Source organism: bacterium (assembly GCA_020440705.1).
Classification (GTDB): domain Bacteria; phylum Krumholzibacteriota; class Krumholzibacteriia; order LZORAL124-64-63; family LZORAL124-64-63; genus JAGRNP01.
Genome location: JAGRNP010000124.1, coordinates 1 through 11,352, shown reverse-complemented (window position 1 = coordinate 11,352; position 11,352 = coordinate 1). Strand labels below are relative to the sequence as shown.

The window sequence follows — 11,352 nt, the reverse complement described above, 5'->3', positions numbered from 1 at the left end:
TGCCACGACGGGCCGGCCGGCGGCCACGCCGAGGGCTGGGCCGACCCCGCCCAGCACGGCGCCGCGGTGCGCGCCGACGGCGCGACGTCGTGCACCGTCTGCCACGGGGCCGACTACACGGGCGGCCTCAGCGGCGTCGGCTGCTTCGCCTGCCACGACGGTCCGGGCGGGCACCCGACGGGCTGGAACGAGCCCGCCGCCCACGGCGACGCGGTCGCGGGCGCAGGCCCCGGCGCGTGTGCCGACTGCCACGGCGCCGACTTCACCGGCGACTGGAGCGGCGTGAGCTGCTTCACCTGCCACGACGGCCCCGGCGGCCACCCGGTCGACTGGAACCAGATCACCGGCCACGGGGCCGAGGTGCGCGCCTCCTCGCCCACCGAGTGCGCCCGCTGCCACGGCGTCGACTTCACCGGCGGCACCAGCGGCACGAGCTGCTTCACCTGCCACAACGGGCCGGGCGGCCACCCCAACCAGTGGTACCTGGGCTCCCGGCACGGGTCCGAGGTCGTTCCCGCGGGCCCGGCCGCCTGCGCCGACTGCCACGGGGCCGACTACACCGGCGGCTGGAGCGCGGTGAGCTGCTCGAACTGCCACGACGGCATCGGCGGCCACCCGAGCGGTTGGGTCGACCCGTCCGCCCACGGCGCAGCGGCAACGGCCAGCGGCACCATCGCGTGCGAACCCTGCCACGGCGCCGACTACCTCGGCGGCTGGAGCGGCGTGAGCTGCTTCACCTGTCACGACGGCCCCAGCGGTCACCCCGCCGGCTGGGCCGGGGCGGACCAGCACGGCGCCACCGTGCGGACCGATTCGGCCAACGCCTGCCGCACCTGCCACGGCACCGACTACACCGGCGGCACCAGCGGCGTCGGCTGCTTCACCTGCCACGACGGGCCGGGCGGCCACCCGGTGGGCTGGAGCCAGGAAAGCGCCCACGGCGCCACCGTCGCCGGCGGCGGCACCGGCGACTGCATCGACTGCCACGGCGCCGACCTGCTCGGCGGCTGGAGCACGGTGAGCTGCTCCCAGTGCCACGACGGGCCGGGCGGGCATCCGGCCGACTGGGCCCTGTCGAGCAACCACGGCCTCGAGGCCGCCACCAACGGCACCGACGCCTGCGCCATCTGCCACGGCGCCGACTTCCTCGGCGGCTGGAGCGGCGTGAGCTGCTACCAGTGCCACGACGGTCCCGGCGGCGGCCACGCGGCGGGCTGGGCCGACCCCGCCCAGCACGGCGCCGCCGTGCGCAGCGCCGGCGCCGACGATTGCGCCCGCTGCCACGGCGCCGACTTCACCGGCGGCACCAGCGGCGTCGGCTGCTACTCCTGTCACGACGGCCCGGGCGGCCACCCGGTCGGCTGGCCGGCCGGCGACGTCCACGGACCGGTCGTGGCCGACGTCAGCGCTCTCGGCTGCCGCGACTGCCACGGCACCGACTACCGGGGCGGCTGGTCGAGCGTGTCGTGCTACACGTGCCATGACGGCCCCGGCGGGCATCCCGTCGGCTACCGTTCCTCGAACCAGCACGGCCGCGACGCCGAGTTCAGCACCCATGTCTGCAGCGTCTGCCACGGGAGCGATTTCCGCGGCGACTGGACGGGTGTCAGCTGCTACCAGTGCCACGACGGCCCGAATCCCTGACCGGGCGGCCCCTGGCCGCGACCAGGGCGGACGTGGTGGCGCGCAGCCGCGAAATCGGATAGGATGGGTCGTATCGTCCGCCTGCCCAGGGCGGGCGACGCGCCCCATCCACCCCGACCGGAGGCCGGCCCATGATCGAGGCCACCCGCGACGAAGCCCGCAGCCTGACCACTTTCACCTGCACGGGCACGCCCTCTCCCGAGGAAGTCGAATCCCGCCTGCGCGATTTCTACAGCACCAAACCCACGCTGCACACCATCTGGGACTTCTCCGGCGCCGACCTGTCGGCCCTCACCGCCGACCGCATCAGCGAACTGGCGGCGTTTCTCAAGAAAGCCGCCCACTCCCGCAGCGGCGGCCGCGCCGCCCTCGTCTACACCCTGGCCCAGATCGGCACCCTCACCGACCGCCTGCCGGCCATGGCGGAACTCTCCATCGCCGACGCCACGCTCAAGGTCTTCGACGACCTCGCCAAGGCCGAGCACTGGGTCTTCGCGGAATAGACACGACGACACCGTTCCAGAGGGCCCGATGCGGATCCGCCCCCTGTTTCCCGTGATGGGAAGCGCGCTGTCCTACACGGCCCTCGGCGTCGCCTCGGCGATCGCCACCAACCCCCTCGGCTCCCCCGGGCTCCAGGCCGCGGCGCGGCTCGGCTTTCTCGCGGCAGGCGGTCTCGTCCTCGTGGTCTGGCCCCTGGTCACCGGCGTCGCGGGCGGGATCCTGGCTGCCGCGGCGGTCCGGATCGCAGCCCTCTGCCCTCGCCGCCGGACCTGACCCCGTCCCGGGCCGCGGCCGCCGGCCCCTGGTGCCGGTGAGCGGCGCCGAGGCGAGTCGGCGCGGTCCCCGCGCCGAGCAAAACGAAGACGGGAGGCCACAGGCCTCCCGTCTTCGTTTTGCGCCGAGCCGCGGCGCCGTTCACCGGCGCCAGGGGCCGACCGTCGCGGCTAGTACTTGTAGGACTCGGGCTTGTAAGGGCCCTCGACCTTCACGTTGATGTACTTGGCCTGGGTCGGGGTCAGCTTCGTCATGACGCCGCCGAAGCCCTTGACCATCTCCAGCGCCACCTCTTCGTCCAGCTTCTTGGGCAGGACCTTCAGGTACACGGGCTCGCTCTTCTTGTCGGCCCAGCGGCGCTCGTACAGGTGCATCTGCGCCAGGACCTGGTTGGCGAACGAGCCGTCCATGATCCGCGACGGGTGCCCCGTGGCGTTGCCCAGGTTCACCAGCCGGCCCTCGGCCAGCAGCAGGATGTAGTTGTCCTCGTCGGCCGGATCGCGCTGGATCCGGTGCACCTGCGGCTTGACCTCGGTCCACTGGTAGTTCTCACGCATGAAGGCGGTGTCGATCTCGTTGTCGAAGTGGCCGATGTTGCAGACCACGGCGCCCGGCTTGATGGTCGCCAGCATGTGCTTGTCGCACACGTTCACGTTGCCGGTGGTGGTGACCAGCAGATCGAGCGAACCCATCAGGGCGGAGTCGATGCCGTCGAGGGTGCCGGTGTTGATGCCGTCCACATAGGGCGAGACGATCTCGAAGCCGTCCATGCAGGCCTGCATGGCGCAGATGGGATCGATCTCGCTGATCTTGACGATCATGCCCTCCTGGCGCAGGGACTGGGCCGAGCCCTTGCCCACGTCGCCGTAGCCCACCACGAGGGCCTTGCGGCCGGCGAGCAGCATGTCGGTGCCGCGCTTGATGGCGTCGTTGAGGCTGTGGCGGCAACCGTACTTGTTGTCGTTCTTCGATTTCGTCACCGAGTCGTTGACGTTGATGGCCGGCACCTTCAGCTCGCCACTCTCCAGCATCTCCTGCAGGCGGTGCACGCCGGTGGTGGTCTCCTCGGTCAGGCCGTGGATGCGGTCGAGCATCTGCGGGTACTTCTCGTGGACCATGGCCGTCAGGTCGCCGCCGTCGTCGAGGATCATGTTGGCGTCCCAGGGCCGACCGTCCTTGAGGATGGTCTGCTCGATGCACCAGTCGAACTCCTCGAGGGTCTCGCCCTTCCACGCGAAGACGGGGATGCCGTTGGCCGCGATGGCCGCGGCGGCGTGGTCCTGGGTGGAGAAGATGTTGCACGACGACCAGCGCACCTCGGCGCCCAGGTCGACGAGCGTCTCGATGAGGACGGCCGTCTGGATGGTCATGTGGATGCAGCCCATGATCTTCGCCCCGGCGAGCGGCTTCTCGGCGGCGTACTTGGCCCGCAGACCCATCAGGGCGGGCATCTCCTTCTCGGCCAGCGCGATCTCACGGCGCCCGTAGGCCGCCTGGTTGATGTCGGCGACCTTGTAGTCCGCCACCTTCGATTCGTTCGTCATTGCCTTCTCCCTCGAGAATTCGGGTTTCTTCCGGTTCCAATCGGTCCTAAATTAGTCCAGAATCCGCAGATTTCAACACCGATCATCATTTTCGGGGCGAATCCCATGTCCACGAGCCTCGCCAAGTATGACGCGATTCTGGCAACTGTCCAGTCCATCCCGCCGGGACGGGTCGCCACCTACGGCCAGGTGGCCGCCGAGTCCGGTTGGCCGGGCCGCGCCCGCCTGGTGGGCCGGGCCCTCGGCCTGCTGCCGCCGGACAGCGCCGTGCCCTGGCACCGCGTCGTCAACGCCGCCGGCCGGATCAGCCTGCGCGGCGACGGCGCTTCGGTCGCGGAGCAGGCCCAACTGTTGGCATCCGAAGGGGTTGTCGTCTCGGCAGCGGGCCGCATCGACCTGCGCCGCTTCGGCTGGCAGCCCTGACGCCCCGGCCGCCGCCGCCTACTTGGCCAGGGTCATGCGGCCGGTGAGGGCGTGCCCCGCCGCTTCCAGACGGTACAGATAGAGGCCGCTCGGGGCCGCCCGGCCGGCGGCGTCGCGGCCGTCCCAGGTCACCTCGTGGCTCCCCGCCGCGAAGCCCTCGTCGGCGAGATGCCGCACGACCCGCCCGGCCACGTCGTACACGGCCAGCTGCACCCGCCCGGCGGCGGGCAGCTCGAAGCGGATCCGGGTCACGGGATTGAACGGATTCGGGTAGTTGCCCCGCAGCTCCGGCGCCGCGGTGACCACGTCGGGCACCGGCGTCGCGCCGGACACGACCGGAACGACGGCCGTGGCGGGAATCATGTTGGGCCCGGTCACGGTCACGGTCACCTCGGCCGGGCCGGCCGGACCACCCAGGCCGGACACCGGCACGCGCACCGTCCCGGCGGCCGTGAAGTCGGCGGCGCCGAGCAGCGTGGCGCCGGCGGAGACGGCCACCGTCCCGGTCCCGGCGGCGCCCACCTGCACCTCGAGCTGGTCGTCGCCCGCGAGCACCACGGCGGGCAGGACCACGTCGAAGGCGGCGGGGGCGCGGGTGCGCACCTGCAGCGAGGCGTCGCCGAAGAGGATGTTCTGCTCCATCACCTGGGTCGCCACGGGCACCCCCGCGTATTCGTCGAGCACCCGTACGAGGCCGGCGGTGACCAGGGCGCCCATTTCGTAGGTGGCGCCGGCGGTGAGCAGGTCGACGATCTCGCCCTGCATGATGGTCGGCGGCGTCCAGGGCGCCAGGCTCGAGGCGGCCACCATGCCCACGGCACCCGCCGGGGCGGCGGCGGTGCCGGCCCGCAGCCAGGCCTCGGCGAAGCAGGTGTCGAGGGCGAAGTCGCCGTTCGAGCAGCTCACGTCGATGATCCAGGGCAGGCGGCCGGTGTTGGTCAGGGCCGCCACGTTGGTCCGGTCGAAGGGCACGCTCTGCCAGCCGAGGCCGGTGCCGTGGCCCAGGTAGTTCACCAGGCTGCGGCCCTCGTTCAGGGCGGTGGCGATGGAGCCCGAGCTGGCGCCCAGGCTCTGGTAGATGCGGTCCACGGCCGTGTAGTCGCGGGTGAGCAGGTCGCTGCGCAGCAGCTCGGCGCGCTCGTAGTCGGCCGGCACGCCCTCGTCGCTGGCCACGCCGGCGGCGCGGGCGTACCACGTGGCGGCGCCGCCGGTGGCCGGATTCGCCTCGTAGGCGACGAACTTGGCCAGCTGGACCGCCGCCTCGGCCGGCGTGCGCACCGACACGCGGGAGACGTGCACCTCGGGGTAGAGGTCGTCGCCGAGGATCATGCCGTAGCGGGTGTCGCTGTCCGAGCCGTCGTACACGCCCGTGTTGGTGGGCAGCTGCTCGCGGTCCCCCACCAGCACGACCCAGGTCAGCCCCGGAGTGTCCAGGTAGGCGTCGGCGATGGCCTTGCGCAGGCCCGCGGCGGTGCCGTCGGTCGCCGACAGCGGCAGCACGTCGCTGGCGATCCCGCGCCGGGCCTTCCAGGCCCGGAACGACGCCAGCTCCGGCACGAAGTCGTCGTGGCTGACGATGAGCATCCGCCCCCGGGCGAGAGGGGCGGATTTCTGCATCAGGGGGCGATCAGCCACGTTGGCGAAGGTGCGGGACTGGCCCGCGCGGAACTCGGCCGACGAGGCCGGGGCGTCGGCGGGCAGGGCGTTCTCGCCGCCGTCGCCGGAGGTCACGATCTCGAGGGTCAGGGCGTCGGTCACCAGCAGCACGCCGCGGGCGGCGTCCCACCGCACCGGATTCAGGCGCACGGTCACGCCGCGGCGGTCGCCCAGAAGGAACGGGCGGCCCAGTTCCACCTCGCTGGCCGGGAACACGGCCCCCGCGGTGTAGACGGGGCCGAACTCGGGCACGAGGGCGCCGGGGTCGCGATCACGGGTCAGGTGGCCCAGCGAGGGCCGCACCAGGGGCGTCGGCACGGCGCGTTCGCGCCGGCTGACGATGCGGAAGGCCGGGGTGCCCCGTCCGGGGATCTCCAGGGTCACGGTGGCGGTGGGCAGCTCGGGCCGTCCGGCCTCCTGGCGGGGCAGGGTGCCGGCGGCGTCCACGGCCACGACGGGCACGTCGCCGACCAGACCGGGCTCCAGGCGCAGGTCCGCGAGGGTCCAGATCACCGTATTTCGGGCCGGATCCAGGCTTTCGACAACCACACCGGCAAATGAGGTGGTCGTCAGACCACCACAGATCAGGCCCCAGGCCAGCCATGCGCAGAAGCGGTTTTTCAAGCTCTCACCAGGTCCTTTCCCCCAAACCAGGACCTGATTGTACCATAGATTTTATGAGCGATACTAGTATTTTTTACTTTTCGTCATATTTTTCGAAGGACACGTCGACCACCTGCCGCACCCGGGCGCTCTCGACCTCGAAGAACCCGGCCTTCTCGAAGCCGAACCAGCCGGCCACCAGATTCGACGGGAACACCTCGATGCGCGTGTTCAGGTCGCGCACGTTGGCGTTGAAGAAGCGCCGGGCGGCCTGGATGCGGTCCTCGGTGTTCGCCAGCTCCAGCTGCAGCCCGAGGTAGTTCTCGTTGGCCTTCAGTTCGGGATAGCCTTCGGCCACGGCCAGCAGGCGGTCGAGCCCCTGCACCAGCACCTTCTCGTCGGCCGCCTGGCTCTCCGGGTCGCCCTGCGAGGCCGCCGCCCTGGCCCGGGCCGCCGTCACCCCCTCGAGCACCTCGCGCTCGTGGGCCGCGTACGCGCGCACCGTCTCGACCAGGTTGGGGATCAGGTCGTAGCGCCGCTTCAGTTCGGTGTCGATGCCCGACCACGACTCGCGCACGTGCTGCCGGATGCGCACCAGCCCGTTGTAGGTCAGGACCAGCCACAGCAGGACCGCTCCCAGGACGATCACCGGGAAGAGAACGGGATTCATCGGTCCTCTCCTTTCATCTGCCGGACGACGTAGTCCGGGACGAGGTCGAGCACGTCGCAGCCCAGGTCGAGGGCCTTCTCGTAGCCGGCCGGATCGAAGCGGCCGCGCCGGTGCACGGCGAGTTCCTGGAAGCCGAAGGCCAGGTCCTGGAAGTCGTCCCGCATGAGGCGATCCATGGTCCGCTGGTGAATGACGTCGTAGGCCCACTTGCGGTCGGACGACTTGACGTAGAACTTCCGGCTGAACTCGGCCGACTCGAAGTCGATGTCGTCGGCGCCCAGGAACTCGCCCACCTTGTCGAACGGGTTCTCGCGCCGGATGCTGAGCGGGATCACCGGATGGTCGGCGGCGATGACGACCACGCCCACCTTGTGGGTCTGGCGGTTCTTGCCGCTGCCCGTGGTGTACTGGTAGTCCATCAGCTTCACCCGGCGCCCACGCCATTCGCCGCTGATGGTGTTCTGCGCGAAGCGCCCATGGCCGCGCGAGAAGAGCTTGAGGCCGGGATAGTCCCGCTCCAGCCCGCTCTGCCGGGCGATCTTCAGCCCGAACCCCCGCCGGCGGCACCAGGCCTTCAGCTCCTCGCGCCGCTGCTTCTCGCCGTACCACGCCGTCGCGCCCAGGATGGCGAACACGGCGACGAGGATCAGGAAGGGCCAGGGCATCGCCACGACAGCGTCCTTCGGCTACGCCAGTCCGCGCAGCAGCGAGGACGGCACCTTCACGTCCATCTCCAGCAGGGCCTGGCTCATGGTCTTGCCCTGGGGATCGACGAGCAGCGAGGTCGTACCCCCGCCGCCGAGGCTTTGTTCGAGCAGGAAGTTCAGGCCCTCGAGGTTGTCCAGTTCGTAGCGCGTCACCGCACCGAGCACTTTCGCCCCGAAGAAGCGCTTCACCCGCGCGGCCGTCAGGTAGCCCCGCAGCCACTGGTACACGCCGGGCGAGCGGGCCAGCACGCCGATGTTGCAGGTGTCCCCCTTGTCGCCGCTGCGGGCGTAGCAGAGCCGGCGCAGCTTGACGGCCCGAAGGGCCCCGGTCGCCCGCGTCCGCCGCCGCGGCGAGGGTTTCACGTCGCTGCGCACGGGCAGGCCCACCTCGCCCCGCACCGGGAACCGGATCACCCGGCGGCTCGTCCTGCCCGCCGTGTCCAGCGTCTCGACCACGGCGTCCACGCCGTCGCGCCGCATCAGGGCCGGCCAGTAGGCCACCACCTGCTGGGGCCGCGGCCGTCCCCGCGTCGAGACGGCCATGCCGCTCGGTCCGGCCAGGATCAGGGCCGGCAGGGCCTTGCTGAAGTCGTTGATCTTCGCCACGTCCGGATCGCACACCCCGAAGCGCAGGTAGATCTCGTTCGGTTCGTAGCGGTTGAGCCGGTCGGGCCAGATGCTGCCCGCCCCCACCAGCGCCGTGCTCGTCCTGGCGAAGCGGTGACCCACCTTGTCCCAGAAGACGGCCTCGAGCGCCGCGGCCTTGGCCCGCACGTCCGGACCCGAGACCAGCACCTCGCCGTCGGCCTTCCAGCCGTCCTCGTAGGCCATGGAGACCTTGAACATCTCGGGTGCCGGGCCGCCGCGCACGCCGGTCACGCGCACGCGGTCCGGGCCGTCCTGCCGCACGCGGATGGTGTCGAAGAACGCCACGCCGTCGGGCGAGATGTACTGGGCCGGATCGCCCATCTCGTACACCAGCTGCTCCTTCACCGACTTCTCGCTCACGAGCCCGCCGGTGCGCTTGTGCTTGGTGACGGTGAACTCGCCCGAGGGCTCCATCTCGATGATGGGGTAGCCGATGTTGCGGAAGCTCGGCACCTCGTGCCAGTCGGTGATGTTGCCGCCCGAGCCCTGGGCCCCGCACTCGATGATGTGGCCGGCGACGATGCCGCGGGCCATGCGGTCCCAGTCGTCCATCTTCCAGCCGAACTCGTGGATCATGGGCGCGAGGGTGATGCCCGTGTCGGTGACGCGGCCGGTGACGATGATCTGGCAGCCCGCGTCCAGGGCCGCGACGACCGGTTCGGCGCCCAGGTACACGTTGGCGCAGGTGACGCGGTCCATGACCGGCGCGAAGGCCGCGCCCGTCTCCATGTTGGTGAACTTCTCCCCGCCGGCGGTGAGCTCGGCCAGGCGGCCGGCGATGTCGTCGCCGTGGACGACGCCCACCTTCAGGTCGAAGCCCATCGACTTCGCCAGCTCGATGATCCCGCGCCCGAGGCCCAGCGGGTTGATGCCGCCGGCGTTGGTGATGACCTTCACCTTCTTCTGCACGATCAGGGGCAGGCAGGTCTCGAGCTGGGTGAGGAAGTCGCCGGCGTAGCCCAGTTCCGGCTTGCGCAGCTGCTGCTTGCGCAGGATCGACATCGTGATCTCGGCCAGGAAGTCCATCGTCACGTAGTCGAGGCGGCCGCCCTGGAGCTGGCGCCGCAGGGCGTCGAGGTCGTCGCCCCAGTAGCCGCCGGCATTGCCGATGCGGATCATCTTCTTCACGGTGATGTGGCCTCCGGTCTGAACCCTTGTTTTATTCTGCGCACCCCCGATAATGGTGGCTCGCCACCGAAATGGGAAGCCCGAACCCCGGCGGAGCCGCCCCGACGACCGCCCCCCGAAAGGACCGTGCCGCCATGGCCATCGGCGCCGACCGCCAGGACCCCTATTTCGTCTTCGGATTCCCCCTCTCGGACCGTTCCTGGCGCGAATACGCCGTGCGCGACCTGCTGCCCGACCAGGTGCCCGACGACCCCGACCTGCTGAGCTGGGAGATCCGCACCCTCGCCGAGACCGTCAACCGTTCGCGCCGTCACCGGGCCGAAGGCGAGCCCGACGTGCCCGCCGAGGTGCTGCTCGCCCTGCGCACCCTGAACCAGGCCCTGCGCCATGTGGCCCGCCGCTACTTCGCCGTGGAGAACCCCGGCGGCCTGGCCCGTTGCCGCGCCTGGGCCGACGCCCAGCTGGGGCCCGCGAACACGACCCACCTGGTGCGCACCTTCTGCGAACTGTTCCCGCCGCTGCCGGTGGCCCTCGAACGCGAGACGCTCGCCGCGTATGCGGCGTCCGACGTCGATCCGGCCCTGCTGGAGATGATGCTGCTCTTCGTGAACGTCACCAATCCGGCCACCGGTCCGGCCGCTCCGCTCTTCGACGACAACGAGCTGCGTCAGCGCTCGAGCTACGCCGCCTTCGTCACCGGTCTCGAGCAGTACCTCGACACCCACGAGCCCCCGGGCAGCGAAGGCCGCACCATCTTCAGCCTGCTGCGGGCGCCGGCCCTGGCCAGCCCCGGTTCCCTCTTCGGTCAGCTCGAGTGGATCCGCGCCAACTGGGGGCACCTGCTCCCCGCGGACTTCCTGCGCCGGCTGCTGGCGGCCATGGACATCCTCAAGGAGATCGACCTGGCCCGCAGCGCCGAGTACGGCCCGCCGCCGGTGCTGTCGTTCGGGGCGGGCGCCGGCGGCTGGTCCGAGCCCGAGCCCGAGGCCTTCAGTGCCGACGCCGACTGGATGCCCAACGTCGTGCTCATGGCCAAGTCGGTCTACGTGTGGCTCGACCAGCTCAGCCGCTGGCACGGCCGCGAGATCCGCACCCTCGACCAGATCCCCGACGGCGAACTGGACCGCCTGGTCGCCTGGGGCGTCAACGGCCTGTGGCTGATCGGCCTGTGGCAGCGCAGCGAGGCGTCGCGCCGCATCAAGCAGCAGATGGGCAACGACGACGCCGCCGCCAGCGCCTACGCCCTGTACGACTACCGCATCGCCGACGATCTGGGCGGCGAGGGGGCGTGGCAGAATCTCAGCGAACGCGCCGGCGCCCGCGGCCTGCGCCTGGCGAGCGACATGGTGCCCAACCACATGGGCATCGACAGCCGCTGGGTGGTGGAGCACCCCGAGTACTTCCTGCAGCTGCCGCACCCGCCCTATCCGGGCTACCGCTACGGCGGGCCCGACGTGTGCGACACCCCGGGCGTGGCCGTGCGCATCGAGGACGGCTACCGCGACCACAGCGACGCCGCGGTGGTCTTCCAGCGCGTCGACGAGCACAGCGG

10 protein-coding genes are annotated in these 11,352 nt (G+C 71.0%); 5 read left to right on the top strand and 5 right to left on the bottom strand.

Going from position 1 to position 11,352, the window contains the following annotated elements; all coding sequences use genetic code 11:
• The 3 genes from KDM41_14970 to KDM41_14960 form a co-directional block, all read left to right on the top strand.
• A partial coding sequence (locus KDM41_14970) for a hypothetical protein (GenBank protein MCB1184728.1) occupies positions 1-1,644 on the top strand: 1,644 nt, incomplete at its 5' end.
• Positions 1,645-1,775: 131 nt separating this feature from the next.
• On the top strand, positions 1,776-2,147 hold the full coding sequence (locus tag KDM41_14965) for a hypothetical protein (protein ID MCB1184727.1): 372 nt from the start codon (positions 1,776-1,778) through the stop codon (positions 2,145-2,147).
• Positions 2,148-2,175: 28 nt separating this feature from the next.
• A complete protein-coding gene (locus KDM41_14960; GenBank protein ID MCB1184726.1) occupies positions 2,176-2,421 on the top strand; it encodes a hypothetical protein in 246 nt (81 codons plus the stop codon).
• Positions 2,422-2,591: 170 nt separating this feature from the next.
• On the opposite strand, the gene KDM41_14955 is transcribed toward KDM41_14960, so the two are convergent.
• Positions 2,592-3,965, bottom strand: coding sequence for an adenosylhomocysteinase (locus KDM41_14955; GenBank protein MCB1184725.1), 1,374 nt, complete (start codon positions 3,963-3,965; stop codon positions 2,592-2,594).
• Between the two features lie 105 nt (positions 3,966-4,070).
• Here KDM41_14955 and KDM41_14950 point away from each other — a divergent pair, with 105 nt between their 5' ends.
• Positions 4,071-4,388 (top strand): MGMT family protein, encoded by a 318-nt coding sequence (locus KDM41_14950; GenBank protein MCB1184724.1) that lies wholly within the window; start codon positions 4,071-4,073, stop codon positions 4,386-4,388.
• A gap of 18 nt (positions 4,389-4,406) precedes the next feature.
• Here KDM41_14950 and KDM41_14945 read toward each other — a convergent pair whose 3' ends face one another.
• The 4 genes from KDM41_14945 to KDM41_14930 form a co-directional block, all read right to left on the bottom strand.
• Positions 4,407-6,668: a T9SS type A sorting domain-containing protein gene (locus KDM41_14945; protein MCB1184723.1), complete on the bottom strand. Its 2,262-nt coding sequence runs from the start codon at positions 6,666-6,668 to the stop codon at positions 4,407-4,409.
• Between the two features lie 73 nt (positions 6,669-6,741).
• Positions 6,742-7,317, bottom strand: coding sequence for a LemA family protein (locus KDM41_14940; protein ID MCB1184722.1), 576 nt, complete (start codon positions 7,315-7,317; stop codon positions 6,742-6,744).
• Positions 7,314-7,988: a hypothetical protein gene (locus KDM41_14935; protein MCB1184721.1), complete on the bottom strand. Its 675-nt coding sequence runs from the start codon at positions 7,986-7,988 to the stop codon at positions 7,314-7,316. The genes KDM41_14940 and KDM41_14935 overlap by 4 nt, the downstream gene beginning before the upstream one ends.
• Before the next feature lie 15 nt (positions 7,989-8,003).
• Positions 8,004-9,800 carry a DUF1446 domain-containing protein gene (locus KDM41_14930; protein MCB1184720.1) on the bottom strand — a complete coding sequence of 599 codons (1,797 nt, stop codon included), beginning with the start codon at positions 9,798-9,800 and terminating at the stop codon, positions 8,004-8,006.
• A gap of 134 nt (positions 9,801-9,934) precedes the next feature.
• On the opposite strand from KDM41_14930, the gene KDM41_14925 reads away from it, so the two are divergent.
• Positions 9,935-11,352, top strand: a 1,418-nt coding sequence (locus KDM41_14925; protein MCB1184719.1) for an alpha-amylase, incomplete at its 3' end; no start/stop codon positions are given.

What these genes read in the sequence shown, in the direction of transcription:
- KDM41_14955 (MCB1184725.1), bottom strand. Translation starts at nt 3,965, where the DNA reads ATGACGAACGAATCGAAGGTGGCGGACTACAAGGTCGCCGACATCAAC.
- KDM41_14940 (MCB1184722.1), bottom strand. Translation starts at nt 7,317, where the DNA reads ATGAATCCCGTTCTCTTCCCGGTGATCGTCCTGGGAGCGGTCCTGCTG.
- KDM41_14965 (MCB1184727.1), top strand. Translation starts at nt 1,776, where the DNA reads ATGATCGAGGCCACCCGCGACGAAGCCCGCAGCCTGACCACTTTCACC.
- KDM41_14960 (MCB1184726.1), top strand. Translation starts at nt 2,176, where the DNA reads ATGCGGATCCGCCCCCTGTTTCCCGTGATGGGAAGCGCGCTGTCCTAC.
- KDM41_14950 (MCB1184724.1), top strand. Translation starts at nt 4,071, where the DNA reads ATGTCCACGAGCCTCGCCAAGTATGACGCGATTCTGGCAACTGTCCAG.